The sequence below is a fragment of the Streptomyces sp. NBC_01255 genome, from assembly GCF_036226445.1.
GTDB lineage: Bacteria > Actinomycetota > Actinomycetes > Streptomycetales > Streptomycetaceae > Streptomyces.
In genome coordinates this window covers 41,961-58,412 of the sequence record NZ_CP108474.1, presented here as the reverse complement: position 1 = coordinate 58,412, position 16,452 = coordinate 41,961, and the positions used below count along the sequence as shown (strand labels likewise).

The following is a 16,452-nucleotide window of genomic DNA, read 5'->3' as shown; positions in this document are numbered from 1 at the left end:
CCAGGTCGCACAGGGATCTGAGCAGCCACAGAAAATGTTTGCATGCGCAACAGGCGATGGGTCGACCATGCCCGTGGACAAGATAAACAGGAGTGCTGAGTGATGATCCCCTTGTCTTTCGCACAGCGGCGCCTGTGGTTCGTCGACAGGATCGAGGGGCCGTCGGCGATATACACCGTGCCCTTCCTCATCCGGCTTACGGGAAAGGTCGACACTGCGGCGCTCACCGCCGCGGTACGCGATGTGGTCGCCCGCCACGAGAGCCTGCGGACCCTGATCGTGGAGAACGCCGAAGGCGTCCCCGCCCAGCAGATCGTGCCGGCCGACGAAGTGCGGCTGGACATCGGGCTGGTCGACATCGCTCCGGACGAGCTGGACGAAGCGGTGCGGGAGGCCTCCGCGGTCACGATCACACCGTTCGAGGAGATCCCGGTACGCGCCGTCCTGTTCCGCACGGGCGCCCAGGAACACCACCTGCTGCTGCTGATCCACCACATGGCCTGCGACGGCGAGTCCATCGCCCCGCTGGTCCGGGACCTGAGCGCCGCCTACACCGCACAGGTCGACGGCCGCGCCCCGGACTGGCCCGAACTGGCGGTCCAGTACGCCGACTACACGCTCTGGCAGCGCGACCTCCTCGGTGACGAGAACGACCCGGACAGCCTCCTCGCCACCCAACTCGACTACTGGCGCGGCGCGCTGGCGGGACTGTCGCAGCAGACGCGTCTGCCCATGGACCGGCCGCGCCGCCCGAAGCCGAGCCGCCGCGGCGATGTCGTCGAAGGCACCGTCGACGAGGAGCTGCTGGCCAGGGCGGAGGCGGCCGCCAAGCGCACCGGCTCCTCGGTGCCGATGGTGTTCCAGACCGCCCTTGCCGTACTGCTGCACCAGCTGGGCGCGGGGGAGGACATCGCCCTCGGTTCCACCGTCGCCGGCCGCCAGGACCCGGATCTCGCCGACCTGGTGGGCTTCTTCGCCAACACCTGGGTCCTGCGCACCGATCTGTCGGACCGGCCGACCTTCGACCAACTCCTCGCGCAAGTACGGCACAAGGCGCTGACCGCGTACGACAACCAGGACGCGCCGTTCGAGCGCGTGGTCGAGGCACTCAACCCGGAGCGCTCCAGCGCCTACCACCCGCTGTTCCAGGTGATGTTCACCTGGTCGACCGGCGCCCGCCTGGAGTTCGGCCTGCCGGGCGGCGTGCAGGCGAACATCGCCCCGCTGTGGACGTCGATGGCCAAGTTCGACCTGGAGTTCAGCTTCTTCAACGAGCCCGGCACGCCGGGCCTTTCCATCTACCTCGAGTACGCGACAGACCACTTCGACCGCGCCACGGCGCAGGGATTCGTCGACCGACTGGTGCGCCTGGCCGGCGACCTGCTCGACGCGCCGTCCCGCGCCGTCGCACTGGCCGACGTGCTGACGGAGAGCGAACGGGAATGGGCCCGGCGCACCTTCGAGGGCACGGCCGCCGACACTCCCGATCTGACCGCCGCCGGACTGATCGAGCGTCAGGTGGCGGCGACCCCGGACGCGACGGCCGTGATCGACGGCGAGGACGAGCTCAGTTTCGCCGAGCTGGACGCGCGGGCCGAGCGACTGGCACGGGAACTGACCGCCCGCGGGATCGGCCCGGAACACCTGGTGGGCCTGGCGCTGCCGCGCTCGGCCGCCCTGATCACGGGCATGCTCGCGATCTGGAAGGCCGGAGCCGCCTACCTGCCGATCGACCCCCGCTACCCCGGTGCGCGACTGGGCCACATCCTGTCCGACGCGGGCCCGGACCTGGTGCTGACCGACACCGCCCACGCGAAAGCGCTTCCGGCATCGGACATCCCCCGCCTGTGCGTCGACGAGGTCGACTTCGACGCCGCCGGCCCGGCGGCGGAACCGGCCGCCTGCCTGGCCGCGCACGCCGCATACGTGATGTACACCTCGGGGTCGACCGGCACGCCGAAGGGCGTGGTGATCACTCACCGGGATGTCGTCAACGGCGTGCTGCGGCTCGCCGACATCGTCGGCATCAATGCAGGCACGCGCGTTCTCGCCGGCACGTCGGTCAACTTCGACGTGTCCGTCTTCGAGACCGTGACCACCCTGGCGAGCGGCGGCGTCCTCGAAGTGGTCCGCGACGTCCTCGTCATCGGCGAGCGGGGCGGCTGGTCCGGCGGCGTCATCAGCACGGTTCCCTCGGTCTTCACCGAACTCCTCGACCAGACAGGAGGGACGATCCGCGCCGAGACGGTGGTCTTCGCCGGCGAGGCCCTGCCCGCCTCGCTGGTCAAGCGGGTCCAGGACACCATTCCGGGCGTGCGGGTGATCAACGCCTACGGCCAGACGGAGTCGTTCTACGCCACCGCCTTCACCGCCGGCGAGGCGTGGACGGCCACGGCGGCCACAGCACCCATCGGCACCCCGCTGGCCAATATGGGCGCGTATGTTCTCGGCCCCGGTCTCCAGCCCCTCGCCCCCGGCGTCGTCGGTGAGCTGTACGTGGCGGGAAACGTGGCGCGCGGGTACCTCGGCAGGGCCCGGCTGACCGCCGAACGGTTCACGGCCGATCCCTTCGGCCCGGCCGGCGCGCGCATGTACCGCACCGGTGACCTCGCCCGCTGGGGGGCCGACGGCCAACTGGAGTGCGTCGGCCGTGACGACGAGCAGATGAAGGTACGCGGCTTCCGCATCGAGCCGGGCGAGGTGGAGTCCGCGCTGACCGCCCACCCCGCGGTGGCACAGGCCCTGGTGACCACCTGCCGGCACGAAGGCCGCGACCATCTGGTGGGCTATGTGGTGCCGACCGCCAGGAGGGAACCGGGGCGCTCGGCGGTGGAGAGCCTGGGAGACCTCGACATCGACCTCACGGCCACCCTCTCACCTCGCGACCTGCGCACGTTCGTCTCCGCCAAACTCCCCGAGTTCATGGTGCCGTCGCTCTTCGTCATGCTGGACCGGCTGCCGCTTGCCCCCAACGGCAAGGTGGACCGCAAGGCGCTGCCGAAACCGGAGTTCACCGGCTCGGCCTACCGCGCCCCCGGCACGCCGGGCGAAGAGATACTCGCCCGTGTCTACGCCGATGTCGTCGGCCTGGACCGGGTCGGGACGGACGACGACTTCTTCGCGCTCGGCGGCGACAGCATCCGTTCCATCCAAGTCGTCGCGCGGGCCAGGGCCCAGGGCATCGAGGTCACTCCCCGGCAGATCTTCGAGTGCCGCACCGTGGCGGAACTCGCTCGCGTCGCCGCAAGCGGGAGCCGAACGGAGCCGCAGCTGGAGGAGCTGCCGGGCGGCGGCGTGGGCTTCGTGCCCCTGCCGCCCGTCGGCCACTATCTGCAGGAACTGGGCGGGAACGCCGACCGGTTCACCATGGCGATGACGGTGGATCTCCCGCAGGGGATGGACCGGGACGGCTTGGTGGGGACGCTGACAGCGGCCTTCGACCGGCACGACATCCTGCGCTCCCGGCGCACCGCCGGCCGGGAGGCCGGGCTGGAGGTGGCCGCGCCCGGAACCACCGACGTACAGCCGCTCGTCCACACAGTGGCGAGCGACGGCACGTGGGACGACGCCTGGCGGCAACGGGCACAGAGCGAACTGGACGCCGCAGCAAGCCGGCTGGACCCCGCGAACGGAGTGATGGCGCAGTTCGTGTGGTTCGACGCGGGCACCGGGACCCCCGGACGCCTCAGCATCCTGCTGCACCACCTGGTCGTGGACGGAGTGTCCTGGCGCATCCTGCTGCCCGACCTCGCCTCGGCCTGGCGGCAGATCCGCGACGGCAACACCCCCCGGCTGCCCGAGACCGCCACCTCGTTCCGCCGCTGGACGCACGCCCTCGCCGACGCCGCGACCGGAGAGCGGGCGGCGGAACTCGGACTGTGGCGCCGGACGGTCTCCGGACCCGATCCGATGCTCGGCACCAGGCCGTTCGACCCGGCCGTCGACACCATCGCCACCGTCGAGCGAGTCCGACTGGACCTGCCGATCGAGACCACCCGGGTCCTGCTGACCACCCTGCCCGCCGCCTACCGCGGCGGCGTCAACGACGGCCTGCTGACGGGACTGGCCCTCGCCGTCGCCGTCTGGCGCAGGCGCCGCGGTGTCGACGCGCCCTCCACGCTGGTCCGCCTGGAGGGCCACGGGCGCCAGGAGGACATCGTCCCCGGCGCCGACCTCACCCGCACGATGGGCTGGTTCACCAGCATGTACCCCGTCCGCCTCGACGTCTCCGGGGTCGACCTGGACCAGGCGCTCGCGGGCGGCACGGCGACAGGCGCCGCGGTCAAGGCCGTCAAGGAACAGCTGCTCGCCGTCCCGGACAAGGGCATCGGCTACGGCATGCTGCGCTACCTGAACGCCGAGACCGGAGCCGTTCTGCAGCGGTACGGATCCGGGCAGATCATCTTCAACTACCTGGGCCGCTACACAGGATCGGCCAACATGCCCCAGGACCTGCACGGTCTGGGCTTCACCCAGGTCGAGGACACCGTCACGCTGACACCCCCGCTGGACGCGGACATGGCCGCCCTCGCCTCCCTGTCCGTCAACGCGCATGTCGTCGACACCGAGCAGGGCCCGCGACTGGAGGCGAGTCTGGACTACCCGGCCGGGCTGCTGGCCGAGGCCGATGTCCGCGAGCTCGCCGACCTGTGGCGGACCGCCCTGACAGGCGTGGCCCGGCATGCCGGACAGACGGAAGCGGGCGGCCTCACACCCTCCGACGTCCCCCTGGTCACAGCGGGCCAGGGCGAGCTGGACCGCTGGCAGGAGCAGTACCCGGGCATGGCCGACGTATGGCCCGTGACCGCGATGCAGGACGGGCTGCTCTTCCACGCGGAACTGGCCGGCACGGCCGTCGACGTCTACCAGATGCAGTTCGCCTTCCACCTGACCGGTGAGGTCGAACCGCGCAGGATGCGGGCGGCCGGACAGGCGCTGCTCGACCGCTATCCCAACCTGCGCACCGCGTTCGTCACCGACACCGCAGGCGACCGGGTCCAGATCGTCCAGGACGGAATCGAACTGCCCTGGCAGGAGCTGGACCTGTCCTCCCTGCCCGAACACCAACAGGCCGAGCACCGCAGGCGCTTCCTCGCCGCGGAGCACAGCACCCACTTCGACCCGGCCCGCGCGCCACTGGTGAGGTTCTCCCTCGTCAAGCTGGCAGCCGACCGCTGGGACCTGGTCCTCACCGCCCACCACGTCCTCTTCGACGGCTGGTCGGTTCCCCTCCTGATGCTGGACCTGCTGCGTCTGTACCGTTCGCACGGCGACGACTCCGACCTTGGCAGGGCGCCCGCCTACCGCGAGTTCCTGACCTGGCTCTCCCACCAGGACCGCACGGCGACAGCCCGAGCCTGGGAACGGGAGCTGGAGGGCGTCGACGAGCCCACGCTGCTGGTACCCGACGTTCCCGCAGGCAACGGCGAATCCGTCGGAGTCGGCCAGGTGGACGTGCCACTCACCCCGGAGCAGTCCGATCGGCTCGCCCGCCGCGCCAGTGAGCTGGGCCTGACCCTCAACACGCTGGTCCAAGGCGCGTGGGGCATGTTCCTGTCCGGCCTGACCGGACGCCGGGACGTCACCTTCGGCGCCACCGTCTCGGGTCGCCCGCCGCAGGTCGACGGCGTGGCCGAGATGGTCGGCACGTTCATCAACACCCTCGCGGTCCGGATGGACTGCGCCCCCGGCGACTCCCTGCGCACCCTCCTCACCGGACTCCAGGAGCGGCAGAGCGCACTCCTGGACCACCACCATTTCGGCCTCCCGGAGATGCACCGGCTCACCGGCGTGCGCGCGCTCTTCGACACCCTGGTCGTCTACGAGTCCTACCCCATCGACAGCGCGGCCCTGGACGACGCCTATGCGGCTGCCGGAATCCGGGTGACCGGGCTGAGCCCTCTCAGCAGTACCCACTACCCGCTGGTGGTGATGGCGTCCGCCGAGCCGCATCTGACCATCGCCCTCCAGTACCAGCACCACCTCGTGTCCCCGGACCAGGCCGCTGTGTTCGCCCGGCGCCTGGGAAGCGTCCTCGCCCGGCTGGCCGAGGACCCGGAGCTGCCGTTCAGCAGCGTGGACCTGCTGGAGCCCGCCGAGCGCGACCGCATCCTCCTCGACGTCAACCAAACCGCCGCCGAGACCCCCGAAGCGACCATCCCCGACCTGTTCGAGCGACAGGCCGCCAAGACACCGGACCGGCCCGCGGTGACCTGCGGCGACGTCACGCTGACCTATGCGCAGCTGAACACCCGCGCCGATCGTCTCGCGACCGCACTGGCCGCACGCGGCGTCGGACCGGAAACCGTCGTCGGCCTGGCGATGCCTCGCTCGGCCGACCTCGTCACCGCCATGCTCGGCATCTGGAAGGCCGGCGGCGCGTATCTGCCCATCGACCCGGAGAACCCCGGTTCCCGGGTGGACCACATGCTGAGCGTCGCCCGGCCCCACCTGCTGCTCACCCAGTCCGGCACCGCCGACGGGCTGCCGGGCACCGACATCCCGACGCTGCTCCTCGACGACGTGGAACTCGCCACCGCCGCCCCGGTCACGGGCCGGGCGAAGGCACGGCAACCGCAGCACGCCGCCTACGTGATGTTCACCTCCGGCTCCACGGGCGTCCCCAAGGGAGTCGTGGTCAGCCACGCCAACGTCGTCAACGGCGTCACGCGGCTCGCCGAACGGGTGGGGATCGACGCGGACACCCGCATGCTCGCGGGCGCCTCGATCAACTTCGACGTGTCCGTCTTCGAGACCGTCACCACGCTGGTTCACGGCGGCCGTGTCGAGGTCGCCGGAGACGCCCTCGTGCTCGCCGAACGCGAGACGATGACGGCGAACGTGATCAGCACCGTCCCGTCGGTCTTCGCCGCGCTCGGCGGCCGGATCCCGGCCCTTCCGGACCGGGCGACCCTCGTCTTCGCAGGCGAGAAACTGCCGACCGGGCTGGTCAACCGCATCCGGCAGGAACAGCCCGAAGTACGCATCGTCAACGCCTACGGGCAGACCGAGTCGTTCTACGCCACGACGTTCAGCGTCCCGGCGCAGCAGACCCGGCAAGACACCGGCAGCGTCCCCATCGGGACGCCGATCGGCAACCTCCGCACCTACGTCCTCGGGCCCGCCCTCGCGCCCGTCCCGCCCGGCGTGACCGGCGAGCTGTACGTCGCCGGGAACATCGCACGCGGCTACGCCGGCCGAGCCGCCCTGACCGCCGAGCGCTTCGTCGCCGACCTCCACGGCCCCGCGGGTGCGCGGATGTACCGCACCGGAGACCTGGCCCGCTGGACGGCCGACGGACAACTCGAGTACGTCGGCCGCGACGACAACCAGGTGAAGATCCGCGGTGTCCGCGTCGAACCCGCCGAGATCGAGCGGGCGTTGGCCACCCACCCCGATGTCACGCAGGCCGTCGTCATCGCCCGCAGCACAGCCGAGGAGGGCGACCAGCAGCTCGTCGCCTACGTCGTGCCCGCCGCCCCGCAAGCTGACGGCACGGACCTGGCCGGCACCCTGCGCGGCTATCTGCGCGAGCGGCTGCCCGCACACCTGGTGCCCGCCGCCGTCGTCGCCCTCGACTCGGTTCCGCTGTCCGTCAACGGCAAGCTGGACCGGGAAGCGCTGCCCGCACCGCACTTCGCCGCGGCGGCCGCGGGCGGTGACCCGCGCACTCCTCAGGAAGAGCTGCTGTGCGAGCTGTTCGCCGAAGTCCTGCATGTCGACCGGGTCGGCGTCGACGACGACTTCTTCGCTCTCGGCGGCCACTCGATCATGGCCATCAAGCTCGTCAACCGCATCCGGTCCGCGCTGCGCACCGAAGTGGAGCTGCGTACCCTCTTCGCCGCTCCGACCGTGGCCGAACTCGTCCCGCATCTGGACCGGGCCGGGGCGGCCCGCGCACCCCTGGCTCCCCCCGAGAAGCTCCCCGAGCGGCTCCCGCTGTCCTTCTCCCAGCAACGGCTGTGGTTCCTGCACAAGTTCGAGGGCCGCGCGGCGACCTACAACATGCCCATCGTCCTCCGCCTCAGCGGGGACCTGAACGTGCGGGCCCTGGAAGAGACCGTCAACGACCTCGTGACCAGGCACGAGATCCTGCGCACCGTCTACCGCGAGGTCGACGGGCGGCCGTACCAGCACATCCTGGGGCCGGAGGAGGCCCGCATCGCCCTCCCCGTGCGCCCGGTCGCGGACGCGGACAACCTGGCCGGCGCCATCGCCGCGGCCGCCCGCCACCCCTTCGACATCGCCACCGAGATTCCGCTCAAGGCCGTGCTGCTGCGCACCGACCCGGACGAGTTCGCCCTGGTCCTCGTGATCCACCACATCGCGGCCGACGGATGGTCCGCGACACCCCTCGCCAAGGACCTGGCCACCGCCTACACGGCCCGCACCCGAGGCCAGGCACCCCGCTGGACACCACTGCCGCTGCAGTACGCGCACTACGCCCTGTGGCAGCGGGAGCTCCTGGGAGGCGACGACGACCCGGACAGCCTGTTCAGCCGGCAGTGCCTCTACTGGTCCCGGCAGCTGGCGGGGCTGCCCGAGACCGTCACCTTCCCGACGGACCGACCGCGCCCCGCGGAGCTCGACCGCAGCGGCGATCTGCTCGAGTTCACCCTGGACACGACGCTCCACGAGGGAATCGTCTCGCTCGCCCGCGCCACCGGCACCACCCCCTTCATGGTGCTCCAGGCGACCATGGCCGCCCTGTTCACCCGGCTCGGCGCAGGCACCGACATCGCGCTCGGCAGCGGCATCGCGGGCCGGATCGACCAGAACCTCAACGACTTGATCGGCCTCTTCGTCAACGTGCAGGTCATGCGCATCGACACCTCGGGCGACCCGACCTTCGTCGAACTGCTCAACCAGACACGCCGGACGAGCCTGGCCGCGTACACCCACCAGGACATTCCCTTCGAAGCCCTGGTGGAGAAGCTCAACCCGGAACGCTCGGCATCGCTCAACCCGCTCTTCCAGGTCGCCCTGATCCTGCAGAACACCGAGGACGCGGACTTCGAACTGCCCGGTGTACGCGTCGCGAGCGAGGGCGTGGGCACAGGCACCTCCCGCTACGACGTGACACTGAGCCTGACCGAGACGTTCCGCGACCGCACCGCGCCGAACGGCATACACATCGCCGTCGAGTACTCCACGGAGCTCTTCGACGCCTCGACGATCGAGACGGTGATCGCCCACTGGGAACGGCTCCTCGCCGCCGCCGTCCAGGACCCCGCACAGCACATCGGCGGGGCAGGCGAACCCACCGCCGAAGAACGCGGCACACTGCTCGCGGCCGAGCAGCGGACCGGACGCGAGGTCGCAACGGCCACCTTCCCGGACCTGTTCCGGCAACAGCTCCTGCGAGCCCCGCAGGCACCGGCCGTGGAATCCGGCGGCCGGGTGTGGTCGTACCGGGAACTGAACCAGCGGGCCAACCGAGTCGCGCACTGGCTGATCGCCCGGGGCATCGGCCCCGAGCAGTCGGTCGGCGTCGCCATGCCACGCGGCGCCGACCAGGTCGCCGTCGTCCTGGGCATCTTCAAGGCGGGCGCGGCATACCTGCCGATCGATCCCGACTATCCCACCGATCGCATCCGGTTCATGCTCGACGACGCCGCCCCCGCCGTCCTTCTGGCCACGGCCGGCATCGCGACGGGGCTGCCGGCAGGCCCGGGCACCGATGTCGTGGCCGTCGACGCCCCCGAAGTGACGCAGGCCTGGCAGGACGGCCCGGCCACGGACCCGGACGTCGCCCTGACCCCCGCGCATCCCGCCTACCTCATCTTCACCTCCGGCTCGACCGGACGGCCCAAGGGCGTCGTCGTCACCCACGCCGGCATCGCGGCCCTCAGCCGCACCACACAGGACCGCCTCGCGCTGAGCCCGGACTCCCGAGTCCTCCAGGTCGCGGCGCCCAGCTTCGACGCCGCCATCTGGGAGTACGTCCAGACCCTCACGACCGGCGCCACCCTGGTGGTCCCGCGTGAACAGCGCCTCGTCGGCGAAGACCTGGCCCGCAACCTGACCGAACTCGACATCACCCACGTCATGCTGCCGCCCAGCGTGCTCGCCGCGCTCCCGGCCGACGCGTCCCGCACCCTGACCGCACTGCGCACCGTCACCGTCGGAGGCGAGGCGTGCCCACCGGCGCTGGCCGCCGCCTGGACGCCGGGCCGCCGCTTCGTCAACGCCTACGGTCCCGCCGAGACCACCGTGTGCGGCACGGTCAGCGCCCCCCTCGGCACCGGCCGCACACCCATCGGCACCGCCGTGGACGGAAACCGGCTGCGGGTGCTCGACGAGCGGCTCGCCCCCGTCGAACCAGGCGTCGCCGGCGAGCTGTACATCGCGGGGCCCAGCCTGGCCCGGGGCTACCTGAACCGCCCCGGGCTCACCGCCGAGCGCTTCGTCACCGACCCGTACGGACCCGCCGGCACCCGCATGTACCGGACCGGGGACATCGTGCGCCAGGGCGCGGACGGGCAACTCGACTATCTCGGCCGCAGCGACGACCAGGTCAAGATCAACGGGCTGCGCATCGAACCCGGCGAGATCACCGCCGTCATGCAACAGCACCCGGGCATCGGACAGGCCGTGGTGACCGCCCACCGGGGCAAGGACGGCCGGCAGCGCCTGGTGGGCTACGCGGTGCCCGCGCCCGCACCGGCCGGAACCCCCGCCCCGTCGACAAGCCGCGGCCCGGACGCCGACGACCTGCGCGCCTTCCTGTCCGAGAGGCTGCCGGAATTCATGGTGCCTTCGGTGTTCCTGCTGCTCGACACTCTGCCGTTGACGGCCAACGGCAAGCTCGACAAGTCCGCCCTGCCCGCGCCGCCGACCACGGCGGCCACCAGCTACCGGGCTCCCCAGACCGAGGCGGAGACGACACTCGCCGCGATCTTCGCCGACATCCTGGGGCGGGACCGGGTCGGCATCGACGACGACTTCTTCGTGGCCGGCGGCGACAGCATCCGCTCCATCCAGGTCGTCTCCCGAGCCCGCGAGAAGGGCGTGGCGATCACGCCACGGCTCATGTTCAAGCACCGGACCGTGGCCGCCCTCGCCGCGGCCGCCACGGCCGGCGGGCAGCCCGGCACGGACCGCCGGGAACCCGCCGGGAGCGGACTCGGCTGGATGCCACTGCTTCCCGTGATGCGACAGATCGCCGAGCACGTCGGAAACCACGACGGATTCACGATGTCGACGGTGGTGGAGCTGCCGACCGGCATCGACGAGACCGGATTGACCGCGACCCTCGCCGCGGTCGTCGACCATCACGACATGCTGCGCTCCCGCCTCCGCGTCCACGCCGGGGAGCAGGGCCTGGACGCGGCCGCACCCGGCACCCTCGACGTGGCGTCGCTCATCCGCCGCAGGCCCTGCACCGGCGACTGGGACAACCCCGCCTGGCGGCAGGAGACCAAGGCCGACGTCGTCGCCGCCGCCCGTGAACTGGACGCGGAAGCAGGCCGGATGGCCCGCTTCATCTGGTGCGACGCAGGCCCGGACACCGCCGGCCAACTGATCATCGTCCTGCACCACCTGGTGACCGACGGGGTCTCCTGGCACATCCTGCTGTCCGACCTCGCACAGGCCTGGGACGCCGTGCGACAGGGCCGCTCCCCGCGGCTGGCCACGGTGCCCACCACGATGCGCAGCTGGTCGTACGGCCTGCTGCAGGCAGCCGGGGCACCCGACCGGGTCGCCGAACTCGACCACTGGCGGGACCTGCTGGACCGGCCCGAGCCACAGCTCGGCGCCCGGGCCCTCGACCCCGCCATCGACGTGCGCGCGACCATGGACACGGTGCGGATCACGCTGGACCACCCGACCACCGAAGCGCTCCTGACCACACTGCCCGCCGCCTTCCACAGCGGCGTCGACGACGGCCTGCTCACCGCACTCGCACTGGCCCTCGCCGGGTGGTACAGGGCACGGGACATCGACGAACCCTCGACGCTGATCCGCCTCGAAGGACACGGCCGCGAGGAAGCCGCGGTACCCGGCGCCGACCTCACCCGCACCATCGGCTGGTTCACCAGCATCTACCCCGTCCGCCTCGACGTCAGCGGCATCGATCTGCAGGACGCCGTCGCGGGTGGCCGCACAGCCGGCTACGCGATGAAGACCATCAAGGAACAGCTCCACGCGATCCCGGACAAGGGCATCGGCTACGGCCTGCTGCGCCACCTCAACCCCAAGACCGCCGAGATCCTCACGGCATACGGCGACGGACAGGTCGCCTTCAACTACCTCGGCCGGCTGGGCCCGGTCGCCTCGGCGCAGGAGGACAACGGCACGGGCTGGACGATGTCCGGCGACCTGGACGACCTCGTACCCGAACCGAACGCACCCGCCCTGACCGCCGTGGACATCACCGCCTTCTCCGCCGAGACCGCGCACGGCCCGCAGCTGACCGCCGACTTCGCCTTCCCCACCGGGCTGCTCACCCGGGAAGAAGTACAGGAACTCGCGGACCTGTGGCGCACCGCCCTGGAAGGCCTGGCCCGACACGCCACCGCTCCCGGGGCGGGCGGCCTGACACCGTCGGACGTGCCCCTGGTCCGCGTACGACAGCGGGACCTGGAAGTCTGGGAGGAGCGCTACCCGGACGTGGTCGACGTATGGCCGCTGACCTCGCTGCAGTCCGGCCTGCTGTTCCAGAGCCGGCTGGACGGCGCCGAATTCGACGCCTACCAGGTGCAACTGGTCTTCCACCTGACCGGACACGTGGACCCGGAACGGATGAGGACGGCCGGCCAGGCCCTGCTCGACCGCTACGACAGCCTGCGCACCGCATTCGTGGCCACAGCCGCCGGCGAACCCGTACAGGTCCTCCTCGACCGTGTCGAGCTCCCCTGGCAGACCATGGACTGGAGCGGCCTGCCCGAACGGGAACAGGAGGAGAAACTGCGGGACCTGCGGGACCGGGACCGGGCCACCCCCTTCGACCCGGCCACCCCGCCCCTGCTGCGCCTGACCCTCGTCCAGCGGGCACCCGAGCACCACGAACTGGTGATGACCGTCCACCACATCGTGTACGACGGCTGGTCCTCGCCCCTCGTGCTGCACAGCCTGCTGCACCTGTACGCCACCTTCGGGGACGCCGGACGACTGAACCGGGTACGCCCGTACCGCGACTTCCTCGACTGGCTGTCGCAACAGGACCACGAAAGTGCGGCACAGGCGTGGCGGACCGAACTGGACGGGCTGGACGAGCCGACACTGGTCGCCCCCCGCAGTCAGCAGCAGGCGGGAGGCGGCCACCGCAGGACACCGGTCGACCTGGACCGCGACCTGGCACGCCGCCTGTCGCAGCGCGCCGCCGAACTCGGCATCACCCTCAACAATCTGGTGCAGGGCGCCTGGGCACTGCTCCTCGCCGGCCACACGGGCCGCCAGGACGTCGTGTTCGGCGCCACGGTCTCCGGGCGCCCGCCGCAGGTGGCAGGCATGGACGAGATGGTGGGCCTGTTCATCAACACCCTCCCGGTCCGGGTACGCACGACGGCCGGACAGAGCGCGGCCGAACTGCTCCTCGACCTTCAGGAGCGCCAGGCCGCGCTGATGGACCACCACCACCTCGGCCTCGCCGAGATCCACCGGGCCGTCGACCTCCCCGTGCTCTTCGACTCGGTGGTGGTCTACGAGTCCTACCCCGCCGGCGGGGACGACCTCGACGAGACGCTGAGCGCGGCCGGCATCGCCATCACCGGAATGGACTGGGAAGCGGCGGTGCACTACCCGCTCGCCCTGTTCGCCACCGCCGACCCGGACCTCCAGCTGATGCTGGGCCACCGCGACCACGCCTTCGACTCCGAGACCGTACAGCGCCTCGCGCACCGCCTCACACGGATCCTCGGCGACATCGCGGCGGACCCCGACACCCCGCTGAGCGGAATCGACCCCCTGGCACCGGCCGAGCGCGAACTCGTGCTGACCGGCTTCAACGACACCACCGCCGAGGTCCCCGGGACCGGCGTGGCCGCACTGTTCGAACAGCGCGCCGCCCACCGCCCCGACGCCCACGCCGTGCTGTGCGGTGACACCACTCTCACCTACCGCGAGCTCGACGAACGGGCCAACCGGCTCGCACGGGTCCTGGCGGCCAGCGGCGTGGGCCAGGAATCGCCCGTCGCACTCGCCCTCCCGCGCTCACCGCAGTACATCGTCGCCGTACTGGCCATCGCGAAGGCGGGTGGCATCTACCTGCCCATCGACCCTGCCTACCCCGCCGAGCGGATCACCTTCATGCTGAGCGACGCCGACCCCGCTCTCGTGGTGACCGACACACAGACCTCGGCCACGCTGCCCGCAAGCGACTGCCCGCTCCTGGTCATCGACGCGCCCCGGACCGCCCGGGAGATCGCGGCGGCCCCGGCCGACCCGCTCGCCGCAGACTCCGCCGCGCACCCGGACCAGCTCTGCTACGTGGTGTACACCTCCGGCTCCACGGGCCGGCCCAAGGCCGTCGGCATCTCCCACCGGTCGCTGGCAGTCCTGTCGGCGGACCGCGGCTACGACGAGAGCCGCCTGGAGCGCGTTCTCATGCACCACACCCAGGCCTTCGACACCTTCACCTACGAGCTGTGGGCCGGCCTGCTCCGCGGCGGCGCAGTCGTCATCCTTCCGCCCGGCCGACTGGATCCGGCGGGACTCACACGGATGATCGCCGAACAAGGAGTCACCGGACTCATCATGCCGGCGGGCCAGTTCATGGCCTTCGCCGATGAGGCACCCGAGGCGTTCCGCGGCGCCCGTGAGGTGTGGACGGTCGGTGACGTGGTGACCCCGGCCGCCCTGGAACGGGTGCTCCGCGCATGCGCCGACCTGACCATCGTGAACGGCTACGGCCCGACCGAGACCACCGCGGCCACCACCATGCACGTCATCACCGGCACGGACGACCTCGGCGAGGCCGTACCGATCGGGCGCCCGATGGACAACACCCGCCTGTACGTGCTGGACGCGGCGCTGCGACCGGCGCCGGTCGGGGTCGTCGGAGACCTGTACGTCGCCGGCGAACGACTGGCCCGCGGCTATCTGGACCGGTACGGCCTCACCGCGGAGCGCTTCGTGGCCTGCCCCTTCGGCGGGCCGGGCGAGCGGATGTACCGCACCGGCGACCTGGCCGCCTGGACACCGGAGGGCCGCCTCCTGTTCCGGGGCCGCGTCGACAACCAGGTCAAGGTCCGGGGCTTCCGGATCGAACTCGGCGAGGTGGAGGCGGTACTCGCCGACCATCCGCAGGTCGCGCAGGCCGTCGTGATCACCCGGGACCAGCCGGGCATCGGCAGGCACCTCGTCGCCTACGTCACACCGGCCGAGAGCGAGCGGCCCGACCCGGACACCCTGCGGTCCTTCACCGGACAACGACTGCCGGAGCACATGGTGCCCTCGGCCATCCTGGTCATGGAGAGTCTGCCACTGGCCGTGACCGGGAAGGTCGACCGCAGGCAGCTGCCCGCGCCCGAGTTCCTCAGCCACACCGCCTACCGGGCCCCCCGCAACGCCCAGGAAGAACTGCTGGCAAGCGTGTTCGCGCAGGTCCTCGGCATGGAGCGGGTCGGCATCGACGACGACTTCTTCGCTCTCGGCGGCCACTCGCTCCTCGCCACCCGGCTCATCAGCCGGATCCGCACGGTGCTGAGCGCGGAAGTCCCGATCCGCACGGTGTTCCAGGCGCCGACCGTCGCCAAACTGGTGGAACACCTGACGGGCGGCCTCCGGGATCCCGGCGACGGCGGCCCCTTCGACACCCTGCTGCCGCTGCGGACCGGCGGGACCAAAACGCCCTTGTGGCTCTTCCACCCGGGATTCGGCCTGTGCTGGTCCTACCTGGGGCTGGCCACCCAGCTGGAGGACCGCCCCGTGTACGGCATCCAGGCGCGCGGCTTCGACGGCGCGCCGCTGCCGGCCAGCTTCGCCGCCATGGTCACCGACTACACCGAACAGGTCCTCGCCGTGCAGCCGCACGGTCCGTTCCAGCTGGCCGGGCATTCGCTGGGCGGCTCCCTGGCCCACGCCGTCGGTGCCGAACTCCAGCAGCGCGGCTACGAGGTGTCCCTGGTGGTGCTCCTCGACGCCGTTCCCAGCAGCGGGTTCACACAGCTGGCGGAGGCCCACCTCACCCGGGCGGAGGCGCGCGACTTCCTGGACGACTACCTGCCGGGCAACGCCGACGACGACGACCGCCGGAACATCGTCGAGAACGGCGCCACGGTCATCGTCGAGCACTCCCGGATGGTCGTGGAGTTCCCCCAGCCCACCTACCGCGGCACCGTGCTGTTCTTCAGCGCGACGCACAGCCCCGAGGTACGGCCCGCCCCCTGGGAGCCGTACGTCGACGGCGAGCTGCACACCTTCGACATCGACGCCACGCACTTCGGCCTCACCGAGCCGAAGCCCGCGGCCGAGATCTGCACCATCGTCAACCGCTACCTCCGTGATTGA

1 protein-coding gene is annotated in these 16,452 nt (G+C 71.3%); it reads left to right on the top strand.

The features are described from left to right. The first annotated feature begins 102 nt into the window (after positions 1 to 102). A complete protein-coding gene (locus OG357_RS00145; RefSeq protein ID WP_329619105.1) occupies positions 103 to 16,452 on the top strand; it encodes a non-ribosomal peptide synthetase in 16,350 nt (5,449 codons plus the stop codon).

Bases quoted from the DNA above. Each gene is read 5' to 3' on its own strand.
- OG357_RS00145 (WP_329619105.1), top strand. From the start codon at position 103: ATGATCCCCTTGTCTTTCGCACAGCGGCGCCTGTGGTTCGTCGACAGG.